15 protein-coding genes are annotated in these 12868 nt (G+C 71.4%); 6 read left to right on the forward strand and 9 right to left on the reverse strand.

Annotated elements, in window-relative coordinates:
• Positions 1–54: 54 nt before the first annotated feature.
• Positions 55–1746, reverse strand: a complete 1692-nt coding sequence (locus NGF19_RS18825) for a DAK2 domain-containing protein (RefSeq protein WP_252426132.1) — start codon at positions 1744–1746, stop codon at positions 55–57.
• Between the two features lie 297 nt (positions 1747–2043).
• Between NGF19_RS18825 and rpmB the strand changes: the two genes are divergently transcribed.
• The gene (gene rpmB / locus NGF19_RS18830; protein WP_004924906.1) at positions 2044–2229 is read left to right on the forward strand and encodes a 50S ribosomal protein L28; all 186 of its coding nucleotides are present in this window, start codon (positions 2044–2046) and stop codon (positions 2227–2229) included.
• Positions 2230–2371: 142 nt separating this feature from the next.
• Here the strand turns inward: rpmB and NGF19_RS18835 are convergent, their stop codons facing one another.
• Positions 2372–3337, reverse strand: coding sequence for a thiamine-phosphate kinase (locus NGF19_RS18835; protein WP_252426133.1), 966 nt, complete (start codon positions 3335–3337; stop codon positions 2372–2374).
• 221 nt (positions 3338–3558) lie between these two features.
• Between NGF19_RS18835 and NGF19_RS18840 the strand changes: the two genes are divergently transcribed.
• The gene (locus NGF19_RS18840) at positions 3559–3792 is read left to right on the forward strand and encodes an Lrp/AsnC family transcriptional regulator (protein WP_252426134.1); all 234 of its coding nucleotides are present in this window, start codon (positions 3559–3561) and stop codon (positions 3790–3792) included.
• 20 nt (positions 3793–3812) lie between these two features.
• The gene (locus NGF19_RS18845; protein WP_252426135.1) at positions 3813–4295 is read left to right on the forward strand and encodes a DUF3515 domain-containing protein; all 483 of its coding nucleotides are present in this window, start codon (positions 3813–3815) and stop codon (positions 4293–4295) included.
• A 70-nt stretch (positions 4296–4365) separates the two neighbouring features.
• On the opposite strand, the gene NGF19_RS18850 is transcribed toward NGF19_RS18845, so the two are convergent.
• The 3 genes from NGF19_RS18850 to NGF19_RS18860 form a co-directional block, all read right to left on the reverse strand.
• A complete protein-coding gene (locus NGF19_RS18850; protein WP_252426136.1) occupies positions 4366–5523 on the reverse strand; it encodes a D-alanine--D-alanine ligase family protein in 1158 nt (385 codons plus the stop codon).
• A gap of 130 nt (positions 5524–5653) precedes the next feature.
• Complete coding sequence (locus tag NGF19_RS18855; protein WP_252426137.1) at positions 5654–6664, reverse strand: NAD(P)H-dependent glycerol-3-phosphate dehydrogenase; 1011 nt, start codon at positions 6662–6664, stop codon at positions 5654–5656.
• Entirely contained in the window at positions 6661–7431 is a 771-nt protein-coding gene (locus tag NGF19_RS18860) for a lysophospholipid acyltransferase family protein (protein ID WP_252426138.1), read from the reverse strand. Before NGF19_RS18860 ends, NGF19_RS18855 begins: the two co-directional genes overlap by 4 nt.
• 189 nt (positions 7432–7620) lie before the next feature.
• Here NGF19_RS18860 and cofC point away from each other — a divergent pair, with 189 nt between their 5' ends.
• Positions 7621–8313: a 2-phospho-L-lactate guanylyltransferase gene (gene cofC, locus NGF19_RS18865; protein ID WP_252426139.1), complete on the forward strand. Its 693-nt coding sequence runs from the start codon at positions 7621–7623 to the stop codon at positions 8311–8313.
• A 9-nt stretch (positions 8314–8322) separates the two neighbouring features.
• Complete coding sequence (locus tag NGF19_RS18870; protein WP_252426141.1) at positions 8323–8526, forward strand: hypothetical protein; 204 nt, start codon at positions 8323–8325, stop codon at positions 8524–8526.
• Between the two features lie 129 nt (positions 8527–8655).
• Here the strand turns inward: NGF19_RS18870 and NGF19_RS18875 are convergent, their stop codons facing one another.
• The 4 genes from NGF19_RS18875 to leuC all read right to left on the reverse strand — a co-directional run bounded on the left by NGF19_RS18875 (position 8656) and on the right by leuC (position 11927).
• Complete coding sequence (locus tag NGF19_RS18875) at positions 8656–9273, reverse strand: HU family DNA-binding protein (RefSeq protein ID WP_252426142.1); 618 nt, start codon at positions 9271–9273, stop codon at positions 8656–8658.
• A gap of 127 nt (positions 9274–9400) precedes the next feature.
• The gene (locus tag NGF19_RS18880; RefSeq protein WP_252426143.1) at positions 9401–9631 is read right to left on the reverse strand and encodes an SCO5555 family protein; all 231 of its coding nucleotides are present in this window, start codon (positions 9629–9631) and stop codon (positions 9401–9403) included.
• A gap of 263 nt (positions 9632–9894) precedes the next feature.
• The gene (gene leuD, locus NGF19_RS18885; RefSeq protein WP_252426144.1) at positions 9895–10488 is read right to left on the reverse strand and encodes a 3-isopropylmalate dehydratase small subunit; all 594 of its coding nucleotides are present in this window, start codon (positions 10486–10488) and stop codon (positions 9895–9897) included.
• Positions 10489–10502: 14 nt separating this feature from the next.
• Entirely contained in the window at positions 10503–11927 is a 1425-nt protein-coding gene (gene leuC / locus NGF19_RS18890; RefSeq protein ID WP_252426145.1) for a 3-isopropylmalate dehydratase large subunit, read from the reverse strand.
• Positions 11928–12119: 192 nt separating this feature from the next.
• Between leuC and ndgR the strand changes: the two genes are divergently transcribed.
• Complete coding sequence (ndgR, locus tag NGF19_RS18895; protein WP_252426147.1) at positions 12120–12836, forward strand: IclR family transcriptional regulator NdgR; 717 nt, start codon at positions 12120–12122, stop codon at positions 12834–12836.
• The last annotated feature ends 32 nt before the right edge of the window (positions 12837–12868 follow it).

Below are 12868 nucleotides of genomic sequence, written 5' to 3' on the forward strand. Positions count from 1 at the left end.
CACGGCACCGACAATGCCGTAGACGCCCCGCGAACCCGCAGGTCAAAGGCGCTGTCACTCCACGCCGATGAGCAGCAGCGGCCCCTGTCGGCCGCCGTCGTAGACCACGGTGTCGACCGCCAGGTACGCCTCGCGCACCCGGGCCTGAAGACGCGCCGCCACCGATGCGGGCGCCTCGTCGCCGAGCACCAGGGTGACCATCTCGCCGCCCGCGGCGAGCATGCGGTCGAGTACGGTCTCGGCCGTCGCCGTGATGTCCGAGCCGATGACCGCGACATCGCCGTCGACCAGGCCGAGGACGTCACCGGCCTGGCAGATGCCGGCCATGGTCCAGGCCTGCCGTTCGGCGATCGCGACCTCGGCGTACCGCGTCGCGCCCGCCGCCGACGTCATCGCCACCACGTCCTCGTCGAAGCGCCGTTCCGGTTCGTGCACGGCCAGCGCCGCGATGCCCTGCACCGCGGACCGGGTCGGGATCAGTGCCACGCGGACGCCCTCCGCGCGCGCCTGCTCGGCCGCCGCCGCCGCGGTGTGGCGCAGGTCCGCGTCGTTCGGCAGCAGCACCACCTCGCGCGCGTGCGCGCGCCGCAGCGCCGCCACCAACTCCCCGCTGGCGGGCGGCTCCCCGGCCCGCGCGAGCACGGTGGTCGCCCCGGCCTCCTCGTACAGCCCGGCCAGCCCCTCCCCCGGCACCACCGCGACCACGGCGCGCTGCGCGCGCTCGCGCGGCGGGCGTCCGGCGGCCCCGGTGTGCACGTCCTCGGCGGCGAAGTGCGTGATCCGGATCCGGTACGGCCGCCCGGCCTCGACGCCCGCCTCCACGGCGGCACCCGCGTCGTCGACGTGCACATGGACGTTCCACAGCCCGTCCCCGCCGACCACGACGAGCGAGTCCCCGAGCGCGTCGAGCCGCTCCCGCAGCCGGGCCACCGCCGCGTCGTCGGCCTCCAGGAGGTAGATCACCTCGTACGCGGGGCCGCTCTCGTCCGCGCAGAGGTCCTCGCAGGTGTCCGTGCGGGTGTCCGTGCTGGTGTCCGGGGGATCGCTCTCCACGCGCGCGTGGGTTCCCCGCGGCGGCATCGGCGCCTCCCCCGTGAGGGTCTCCACCAGGGCCGCGAGCACCTCCACCAGCCCCCGACCCCCGGCGTCGACCACACCGGCCCGCTTCAGGGCCGCGAGCTGACCGGGGGTCGCCATGAGCGCGGCCCGCGCCCCTTCGTACGCCGCTCGCGCCACGTCGCCGCAGTCGCCCTCGGCGCCGGTGAGCGCGTCGGCGGCGGCCGAGGCGACGCTGAGGACGGTGCCCTCCACGGGGTGCGCGACGGCCTGTCGCGCGGAGTCGGCCGCCTGTCGCAGGGCGAGGCGCAGCATCCGCGCGTCACCGCGGGCGCTCTCGTCGTCGGCGGCGAGCACCTCGGCCATGCCGCGCAGCAACTGGGCGAGGATCGTCCCGGAGTTCCCGCGCGCCCCGATGAGCGCGCCGTGCGCCATGGCCTGGATCGTGCCGGCGAGCGTCGGCCGCGGCGCGTCGACCGCGGCGCCCGCCTCGTACCCGGCGAAGACCGCCTCGACGGCCGCGGTGGCCGACTCCAGGGTCAGATAGAGGTTGGTACCGGTGTCGCCGTCCGCCACGGGGTAGACGTTGATCGCGTCGATCTCCTCGCGAGCCCGCCCCAGCGCCTGGAGCGCGAGTGTGCACCAGGCGCGCACCGCGAGAGCATCCAATGGCTGCGGCACCTGCGCCACCTGCGCCTCCTCGAACTGCTGGACGTGTCAGGCAGCGTAGACCCAGCACCGGCCCGCGCCGGAAGAGGGCCGAGCGCGCAACCCCACGAAAGGCCTGGTGGCAGCGGCACCGGGGGTGGGAGCGAGGCCCGGGGCGACCATGGTAGTTTCGTTCTACGGACGCAGCCTTGTATGCTGCTCCAGTTGCCCGATCTCCTGACCGGGCCTTCCCCCTGGCACCGCCACTCAGATCCTGTGATCTTGATCCCGGCATGCCGGGATCAACCGTAAGTGCATCTGAAGTCTTTGGAGTGACCCGTGGCTGCCAACTGCGACGTCTGCGGCAAGGGGCCGGGCTTCGGCAACAACATCTCGCACTCGCACCGCCGTACGCCTCGTCGCTGGAACCCGAACATCCAGCGTGTGCGTACCGTGGTGGGCGGGACGCCGAAGCGCGTGAACGCTTGCACCTCGTGCATCAAGGCCGGCAAGGTCTCGCGCTGACGTTCAGCGCGCGGCCACCGCTGGTTCCGCTGCACAGAGCCGGTCCACGACACCGTGGGCCGGCTTTTTGCTGTCCCCGCACAAGACCCAGGACCGGGGACGCCGCCACCCGCAGCGCCACCGGTCCCACGACACCGACGTCCTACGACTCGATGTCCCCGAAGTGATCCCAGCCCCCCTTGCTGGTCCACGGCGCCCCGTCGACCGTCACCTGGGGCAGCGCCGACGGGTTGAGCACCTCGCCGATCACCTTCCAGCGCGCGGGCAGCTTCACGTCCGGCGGGAAGGTCGCCACGATCGCGTGGTCCTCCCCGCCCGTGAGCACCCACTGCACCGGGTCGACACCCACGGCCTGCCCGATGTCGTTCATCTGGGACGGGATGTCGATGGCGCCGGAGCGGATGTCGATCCGCACCTTGCTCGCCTCCGCGATGTGCCCGAGGTCCGCGATGAGCCCGTCGCTGACGTCGCACATCGCGGTCGCGCCGAGCCCGGCGGCGGCCGGACCCGCGTGGTACGGCGGCTCGGGGCGCCGATGCGCCTCGACGAACGCGCGCGGCGAGCGGAAGCCGCGGGAGAGCACCGCGTGCCCGGCCGCGGACCAGCCGAGCCAGCCGGTGACGGCGACCACATCGCCGGGCTGGGCGCCGCCCCGGGTGACGGGCTCGTGGTTGCGCAGATCACCGAGCGCGGTGATCGAGACCATGATCGTGTCGCCGCCCACGACGTCTCCCCCGACCACGGCCGCCCCCGCGACCTGGCACTCGTCGCGCAGGCCGTCCATCAGCTCCGTGGCCCAGGCGGCGGGCAGTTCGGCCGGGACGACGAGACCGAGCAGCAGCGCGGTCGGCACGGCTCCCATCGCGGCGATGTCCGCGAGGTTCTGCGCGGCTGCCTTGCGTCCGACGTCGTACGCCGTGGACCAGTCCCGGCGGAAGTGCCGGCCCTCCACGAGGATGTCGGTGCTCGCCACCACCCTGCGGTCGGGCGCGGCCACCACCGCGGCGTCGTCGCCGGGGCCGAGCCGGACCGCCGGGGTGGTGGTGAGCCGCGAGGTCAGCTCCCTGATGAGCCCGAACTCGCCCAGCTCGCCCACGGTGCCCTTCATCGTCGTACGTCCCCTTCTCTTGCCTGTCGCGCCCGGTCGCGAGCCGGCGTCGTCGTTCCCGGTCCGACCCTCACTGCGGGCGGGTCGACCGTCCCCTTGTGCCGCCGGTGCTCCCCGGCGCTTGCGCCACAGTTCCCCCGGGTCTCCCCGCGGGGAGCGGCGACGCGATACCGTGGCGTCCCTTCTCCCCCCATGATCCCCGTGGCCGCCCTGGAGGTTCCGTGGTACAGGCGTACATCCTGATCCAGACCGAGGTCGGCAAGGCATCGGCCGTCGCCGAGACGATCAGCTCGATCCCCGGGGTCGTCCAGGCCGAGGACGTGACGGGTCCCTACGACGTCATCGTGCGCGCCCAGGCCGACACCGTCGATGAACTGGGTCGCATGGTGGTCGCCAGAGTCCAGCAAGTGGACGGCATCACCCGCACCCTGACCTGCCCGGTCGTGCACCTGTAGCCCCCGTCTACGCTTGGCCGGTGAACTCCATCCGCCACCGGTCGCTCGGTCTGCCCGTTCTCGCCCTGCTGATCACCGTGACGGGCTGTTCCTCAAGTGACGGCAGGCCCTCGGCCGCGGTTCCCAGCCCGGACGCGAAGGTCACGGAGCTGTGCCAGAACCTGGACAAGGTGCTGCCGCGGAAGGTGAACGGCCTCGACCGGAACGATCCCGAGCCCCGCTCCGCGCTCACGGCGGGCTGGGGAAGCCCGGCGATCATACTGCGCTGCGGGGTGACGCGGCCTGCGGAGATGAACGATCCGGAGGCGGACGGCGTCGAAGTGAACGGTGTCGGCTGGCTCATGCAGAAGCGGGACGACGACTCGGTCCGCTTCACCACGACGCTGCGCAAGGCCTATGTCGAGGTGACCGTGCCCAAGGCCCGTACGGACGAGGGCATGGCGCCCCTCGTCGATCTGGCCCCCGCCGTGAAGAAGGCGATCCCCAAGGGGATCGCCTCCTGAGTCGTCACGGGTCCTGAGTCATCAGGGCTCTGAGCCGTCACGGTTCCTGGGCCGTCACGGGACGAAGTCGCTAGCGCAGCCCCGTCGACCGCCGCAGCGCCGCCTGGATCAGGCGGTCCACCAGCTCGCCGTAGCCGATCCCGGTCGCCTCCCACATCTTCGGGTACATCGAGATCGGCGTGAAGCCGGGCATCGTGTTGATCTCGTTGATCACGAACTCCCCTTCGTCGTCGAGGAAGAAGTCCGCGCGCACCAGACCCTCGCAGGACGCGGCGTCGAACGCCGCCACCGCGAGCCGGCGCACCTCGGCGGTCTGCTCGTCGGTCAGCGGCGCGGGCACGATGCCGGGCGTGGAGTCGATGTACTTGGCCTCGAAGTCGTAGTACGCGTGCGTGTCCGGCGGCGGGATCTCGGCGGGCAGCGAAGCGCGCGGCCCCTCCTCGAACTCCAGGACGCCGCACTCGATCTCGCGACCGCGCACCGCGGCCTCCACGAGGAACTTCGGGTCGTGCCGCCGCGCCTCCTCGATCGCCTCGTCGAGGCCCGCGAGGTCGTCGACCTTCGTGATGCCGATCGACGAACCCGCGCGCGCGGGCTTCACGAACAGCGGCCAGCCGTGCTCGCCCGCGAAGTCGACGATCCTCTTGCGCGCCGCGGACTCGTCGCGCTCCCACTCGCGCGGCCGGATCACCACGTACGGGCCGACCTTGAGCCCGAAGGAGGTGAACACCCGCTTCATGTACTCCTTGTCCTGGCCGACGGCCGAGGCGAGCACACCCGAGCCCACGTACGGGACACCGGACAGCTCCAGGAGACCCTGCAGCGTGCCGTCCTCGCCGTACGGGCCGTGCAGCACCGGGAAGACCACGTCGACCTCGCCCAGCGCCTTGGGCACCGATCCGGGCTCGCTGTAGACGACTTCGCGGTTCGAGGGGTCGACGGGGAGGACCACGCCGCCCTCCTGCGACTCCGCGAGGCTCTCGACGGTGGGCGTACGGCGGTCGGTGATCGCCATGCGCTCCGGGTCGTCGGCGGTGAGCGCCCAACGGCCCTCCTGGGTGATGCCGATCGGCAGGACGTCGTACGTGGTCCGGTCGATGGCACGCAGCACGGCGCCGGCGGTGACCGTGGAGATCCCGTGCTCGGAGCTGCGACCGCCGAAGACGACGGCGACGCGCGGCTTGCGAGGCGGCTGCTCGGGGTTCTGGGGGAGGTTCTCGGTGCTCATATCGCGTTGAGCGTACCCGGTGGTAGAAGCGCGAGACAGCGACGGCGGGCACGCGGGTGAGCGGCGGGTACGGGCCGCTGCCGAGGGGCGGTCGGTCGCCTCTCGGCAGCGTGCCCGCGCGGGCGGACGGTCAGCGCCGTTCCGGCTTCGCGCTGCGCGACATCAGCTCCTTGAGCGCGTCCACCGGCGACTTGCCCTCGTGGACGATGCCGACGACCGTCTCCGTGATGGGCATGTCGACGCCGTGCCGACGGGCCAGATCCAGCACGGACTCGCAGGACTTGACGCCCTCCGCGGTCTGCTTGGTCACCGCGATGGTCTCCTGGAGGGTCATGCCCTTGCCGAGGTTGGTGCCGAAGGTGTGGTTGCGCGACAGCGGCGAGGAGCAGGTGGCCACCAGGTCGCCGAGGCCCGCGAGTCCGGAGAAGGTCAGCGGGTCGGCTCCCATGGCGAGTCCGAGCCGGGTGGTCTCGGCGAGTCCGCGCGTGATGAGCGAGCCCTTGGCGTTGTCGCCGAGCCCCATGCCGTCCGCGATACCGACCGCGAGACCGATGACGTTCTTGACCGCGCCGCCGAGTTCGCAGCCGACGACATCGGTGTTGGTGTACGGGCGGAAGTACGGTGTGTGGCAAGCGGCCTGGAGCCGCCGCGCGACGGATTCGTCGGTGCAGGCGACCACGGCGGCGGCCGGCATCCGGGTAGCGACCTCACGCGCCAGGTTGGGCCCGGTGACGACGGCGACGCGCTCCGGGCCGACCTTGGCGACGTCCTCGATGACCTCGCTCATCCGCATGGCGGAGCCGAGTTCGACGCCCTTCATCAAAGAGACGAGGATCGTCTCGGGCGCCAGCAGCGGCGCCCACTCCGCGAGGTTCCCGCGCAAGGTCTGCGAGGGGATCGCGAGTATCGCGAAGTCGGCGTCGCGCGCGGCCTCGGCGGGATCCGTGGTGGCCCGCAGATTCCCGGGGAGTTCGACGCCCGGCAGGTAGTCCGGGTTCGTACGGGTGGAGTTGACCGCTTCGACGAGCCCGGGGCGGCGGGCCCACAAGGTGACCTCGCATCCGGCGTCGGCGAGGACCATGCCGAAGGCCGTCCCCCACGATCCCGTGCCGAACACGGCCGCCTTGACCGGCTTGTTCACTGCCCCTGCTCCTCTTTCTGCCGTGCCTTGTCCAGTTCGGCGCTGCGCCGACGCTGCTCGATGCGCACCGCACGCGGGTCGTACCGCTTCTCGGGCGCCTTCTCGCCGCGGATCTCCTCCAGGTGGCGGGTGATCGCCGCCATGATGACCTCCGTCGCCTCCTTCAGCAGCTCGGGGGTCATCTCCCGGTCGTAGAAGCGCGTGAGGTCCACGGGCGGGCCCGCGAGCACGTGGTGTGTCTTGCGCGGCAGGAGGTGGGGCTTCTTGGAGTACGGCGGCAGGAGTTCGTTGGCGCCCCACTGGGCGACCGGGATCACCGGGCACTTGGTCCGCAGGGCGACGCGGGCGGCGCCCGTCTTGCCCGTCATCGGCCAGCCGTCCGGGTCGCGCGTGAGCGTGCCCTCGGGGTAGAAGGCGACGCACTCGCCGCGCCCCACGGCGTCGATGGCGGCCCGGAAGGCGCTGAGCGCGTCCGTGCTCTCGCGGTAGACGGGGATCTGACCGGTGCCGCGCATGGCGGCACCGATGAATCCCTTCTTGAATAGACCGCTCTTCGCGAGGAATCGCGGAACACGCCCGGTGTTGTACTGATAGTGCGCGTAGGCGAAGGGATCCACATGGGAATTGTGGTTCACCACGGTGATAAATCCGCCGTCGGCCGGAATGTTCTCCATTCCGCGCCAGTCCCGCTTGAGCAGAACCACCAGCGGCGGTTTGCAGAGGACCGCTGCGAAGCGGTACCAGAAGCCGATTCTGCGGCGGGGCACGCGGACACCTTCCTCTAGGGACCCGGCACGGGCCCGGCACGGGGGCTGGGGGCGCACAAGTGTGGCCCCACGCCGCCTGTCTGTCGAGAACACCGTACGCCCCGGCGCAAGGCCCACCGGGTGGGTCACGGGGATCGCGTACGACGGCCCGGGTGACAATGGACGCGACAAGACTGGGACGGAGCGCACGTGCAGTGGACTGTGGTCGTACCCCTGAAGGCCTTGGGGAAGGCCAAGAGCAGGCTCTCGGACACCGCGGCGGACGGCGTGCGACCGGGCCTGGCCCTGGCCTTCGCGCAGGACACGGTGGCCGCCGTGCTCGCCTGCGCGGCCGTGCGTGATGTGGCGGTCGTCACGGGCGACCCGCGCGCCGGACGGGAGCTCGCGACCCTCGGCGCCCGGATCGTCTCGGACGAGCCGGCGGGAGGCCTGAACGCCGCTCTCGCGCATGCGGCGACGACCGTACGGCAATCGCGCCCGGAAGGCGCCGTGGCGGCCCTCAACGCCGATCTCCCAGCGCTGCGCCCCGAGGAGTTGGCGCGCGTCCTCGACGCCGCCGCCGAATTCCCCCGCGCATTTCTGCCGGATGCCGCGGGAATCGGTACAACCCTGCTGGCCGCGACCCCGGGCCGGGAATTGCGGCCCGCTTTCGGCGCGGATTCCCGCATGCGGCACCGCGCCTCGGGAGCCCGGGAACTCGCCCTGGACACCGTGGACTCCGTACGCCAGGACGTGGACACCGGCGACGATCTGCGCGCGGCGCTGGCCCTGGGCGTCGGCCCCCGCACGGCGGCGATGGCCGCGCGACTGCTCATCCCCGGGTCGCCCTCGGGCGGCCCGGCGGCTGATACGGCACGAGAGGACCGGCGGGCCTGTCGATAGGCTTTCGCCATGCAGGCGACCGCGTACACCTACGACCCCGAGACCCGCACCGGCCAGGTGCTGCTCGACGACGGCACCCCCCTGCCCTTCGACGCGCCCGCGTTCGACGCGGGCGAGCTGAGGCTGCTGCGCCCGGGGCAGCGGGTGCGGATCGAGGTCGAAGGCGAGGGCACGGCCCGGCACATCACGCTCGTGACCCTGCACACCTTCTGAGCCCGCCCCTTCGAGCCCCGCGCCCCTCTGCTCCCACGCCCCCTCGGGCCGGTCCGTGCTCGGACAGACCGCGGGCCGGGCTCCTGCGGGGAGAGCCCGGCCCGGCGCGTGAGTGCCCCTACGCCCCGCTCAACGGCGGGCGGTGGCCTTCTTGGCGGTGGTCTTGCGCGCCGTGGACTTCTTGGCGGGGGCCTTCTTCGCCGGAGCCTTCTTCGCCGCCGCCTTCTTGGTGGTGGCCTTCTTGGCGGTGGTCTTCTTGGCCGCCGCCTTCTTCGCGGTGGTCTTCTTCGCCGCCGCCTTCTTGGCAGTCGTCTTCTTCGCCGCCGCCTTCTTCGCGGTGGTCTTCTTCGCCGCGGCCTTCTTGGCAGTCGTCTTCTTCGCCGCCGCCTTCTTGACCGTGGCCGCGGCACCGCCGGTCAGGCTGCCCTTGGGGGCCTTCTTGACGGCGACCTCGCCGCCCCGCGGAAGCTTCTTCGAGCCGCTCACCAGGTCCTTGAATCCCTGGCCCGCGCGGAAGCGCGGCACCGAGGTCTTCTTGACCCGCACCCGCTCACCTGTCTGGGGGTTACGGGCGTAACGGGCCGGCCGGTCGACCTTCTCGAACGAACCGAAGCCCGTGACCGAAACCCGGTCGCCTCCGACGACCGCGCGGACGATGGCGTCCAGGACCGCGTCGACAGCATCGGCGGCCGGCTGACGGCCGCCCATCTTGTCGGCAATCGCTTCTACAAGCTGCGCCTTGTTCACGTCTTCCCCTTCGGAGACATCACCAGAACGAAAGTGTTCAAGCTTTTTCGCACGTTAGGCAGATATATACCGCAAATCAAACACGAAACGGGCTAATCACCCTTGTGCCGCAACGGACTCGGCCGCCTCAGAGTTCCTCTTCGGGGATTCGCTCCTCGTCGAGGGCGGTCATGAACCGCTCGAGACGCCGGGCCGCTTGGGCAAGATCGCGCTTGGCCGCGGCCGTAATGACCAGCAGCTTCCGGTTCAGCGCCATCCGTACGCCCTCCGGGACTTGCAGTGCGCGCACTCTTGCGTGCGCTTCCTTGAGTTGGGCCGCGACCGCCGTATAGAGCTCGAGTTGGCCGTCGTTGTCCATGCACAGATTGTGCCATCTGGGGCGAGTTGTCGCCTGCGCTGGGGGCAACTGCCGCCGCGCCGGGGCCTCTGGCACACCCGTGCGCACCGTCCCGCGTACGGCGCCGCTACCCCTCAATGACCATGGCAAACAAGCGAGTTGGGGCTTGGAGGGCGGCCTGCTCGACCCGTCCGGAAGCGGATACGGCTGTACCCCCAACCGTCCACGATTGGGGGTACAGAAGAGGTGTTGCGATGGCCGAAACCCGCTCTTGCGGACCGGGGTCAGACCTGCTGGGTGCTCGGCTTGTAAGTGGGGCGCTCCGCCTCGTACGCGGCGATGTCGTCCTCGTCGCGGAGGGTGAGGGAGATGTCGTCGAGGCCGTTCAGCAGTCGCCAGCGGGAGTTCTCGTCCAACTCGAAGGCGGCGGTGATGCCCTCGGCGCGCACCTCGCGCTCCACGAGGTCGACCGTGATCTCGGCCGCGGGGTCCCGCTCGACCAGTTCCCACAGGGCGTCCACGGTCTGCTGGTCCAGGACGACCGTGAGGAGCCCGTTCTTCAGCGAGTTGCCGCGGAAGATGTCGGCGAAGCGGGAGGAGATCACCGTCTTGAAGCCGTAGTTCTGCAGCGCCCAGACGGCGTGCTCCCGGGAGGAGCCGGTGCCGAAGTCGGGGCCCGCGACCAGGACCGTGGCGCCCTGCCGCTCGGGGCGGTTGAGCACGAACTCCGGGTCCTTGCGCCAGGCCTCGAACAGCCCGTCCTCGAAGCCGTCCCTGGTCACCTTCTTGAGCCAGTGGGCCGGGATGATCTGGTCGGTGTCGACGTTGCCGCGGCGCAGCGGGACGGCCCGGCCGGTGTGCGTGGTGAATGCTTCCATGACTCTCTGCGCTCTCAGACTGCGGCGGGCGTACGGGCGTCGGACAGGTCGGCCGGGGAGGCCAGATGACCGAGGACGGCGGTGGCGGCGGCGACCTGCGGCGACACCAGATGCGTCCGGCCGCCCTTGCCCTGCCGGCCCTCGAAGTTGCGGTTGGAGGTGGACGCGGAGCGCTCACCGGGGGCCAACTGGTCGGGGTTCATGCCCAGGCACATCGAGCAGCCCGCGTAGCGCCACTCGGCGCCGGCCTCCTTGAAGACGACGTCCAGGCCCTCGGCGGCGGCCTGGAGACCGACGCGCGCGGAGCCCGGGACGACCAGCATCCGTACGCCGTCGGCGACTTTGCGGTCCTTGAGGATCGCGGCGACGGCCCGCAGGTCCTCGATACGGCCGTTGGTGCAGGACCCCACGAAGACGGTGTCCACACCGATGGAGTCGAGCGGCTGCCCGGCCTCCAACCCCATGTACTCCAGGGCCTTTTCGGCGGCCAGTCGCTCCGAGGCGTCCGCGTACGAGGCGGGGTCGGGCACGGTGCTCGAAAGCGGCGCGCCCTGGCCGGGGTTGGTGCCCCAGGTGACGAACGGGGCGAGTGCGGCGGCGTCGATGCGGACCTCGGCGTCGAACTCCGCGTCGTCGTCGGTGCGCAGGGTCTTCCAGTACGCCACCGCGGCGTCCCAGTCGGCGCCCTGGGGGGCGTGCGGACGGTCCTTGAGATACGCGAAGGTGGTGTCGTCCGGGGCGATCATGCCCGCGCGGGCGCCGGCCTCGATCGACATGTTGCAGATGGTCATCCGGGCCTCCATCGAGAGCTTCTCGATGGCGGAGCCGCGGTACTCCAGGATGTAGCCCTGGCCGCCGCCGGTGCCGATCTTCGCGATGATCGCCAGGATCAGGTCCTTGGCCGTGACGCCCTCGGGCAGTTCGCCGTCGACCGTGACGGCCATGGTCTTCGGGCGGACCATCGGCAGCGTCTGGGTGGCCAGGACATGCTCGACCTGGGAGGTGCCGATGCCGAACGCCAGCGCGCCGAAGGCGCCGTGCGTGGAGGTGTGGGAGTCGCCGCAGACGACGGTGGTGCCCGGCTGGGTCAGGCCGAGCTGCGGGCCGACCACGTGCACGACGCCCTGCTCGACATCGCCCAGCGGGTGCAGCCGTACACCGAACTCGGCGCAGTTCTTGCGCAGGGTCTCCAGTTGGGCGCGGGAGACCGGGTCCGCGATGGGCTTGTCGATGTCGAGGGTGGGGGTGTTGTGGTCCTCGGTCGCGATGGTGAGGTCGAGGCGGCGCACCTGGCGACCGCTCTTGCGCAGCCCGTCGAAGGCCTGCGGGCTGGTCACCTCGTGCAGCAGATGCAGATCGATGTAGAGGAGGTCGGGCTCGCCCTCGGCGCGCCGGACGACATGGTCGTCCCAGACCTTCTCCGCGAGTGTCCTACCCATCGCTTTCCCTTCGGCCGGACGCGAACGAGGGGCGCCGGCCCAACTAGAGATCTTGAGGAAGCGGCTCCCTCACCCCGTTCCGGGCGCCCGCCGCCGGGCCCGCTCGTGCACGGGCCGCTGTGACTTCCAGAGTGGCGGGTTCCACGGAAAATTGAACTTGCGTTTCACAGAGTGAGACGGGAGTATCGTTGCATGGACAACAGTAGCGGCGTCGGCGTTCTGGACAAGGCAGCCCTTGTCCTGAGCGCTCTGGAGTCCGGTCCGGCCACCCTCGCGGGTCTGGTCGGTGCCACCGGACTGGCACGACCCACGGCTCACCGTCTCGCCGTGGCACTGGAACACCACCGCCTGGTGGCGCGCGACATGCAGGGCCGGTTCATCCTCGGCCCCCGGCTGGCCGAGCTGGCCGCGGCGGCGGGCGAGGACCGCCTGCTGGCCACGGCGGGCCCGGTGCTGACCCACCTCCGCGATGTCACGGGCGAGAGCGCCCAGCTCTATCGGCGCCAGGGGGACATGCGCATCTGCGTCGCCGCCGCGGAGCGCCTCTCGGGCCTGCGGGACACGGTCCCGGTGGGCTCCACGCTCACGATGAAGGCGGGCTCCTCGGCGCAGATCCTGCTGGCCTGGGAGGAGCCCGAGCGGCTGCACCGCGGCCTCCAGGGCGCCCGCTTCACGGCGACGGCCCTGTCGGGCGTACGGCGCCGCGGCTGGGCCCAGTCCATCGGGGAGCGCGAGCCGGGTGTCGCCTCCGTCTCCGCCCCCGTACGCGGCCCCTCGAACCGCGTGGTGGCCGCGGTGTCCGTCTCGGGCCCGATCGAGCGCCTGACGCGCCACCCGGGCCGCATGCACGCCCAGGCGGTCATCGACGCCGCCGTCCGCCTCTCGGAGGCGCTGCGCCGCTCCGGCTGACCAGCACCCGCACCCGCACCCGTCACCGGGGA

This window comes from Streptomyces macrolidinus (genome assembly GCF_023887685.1).
In the GTDB taxonomy this organism is placed as follows: domain Bacteria; phylum Actinomycetota; class Actinomycetes; order Streptomycetales; family Streptomycetaceae; genus Streptomyces; species Streptomyces macrolidinus.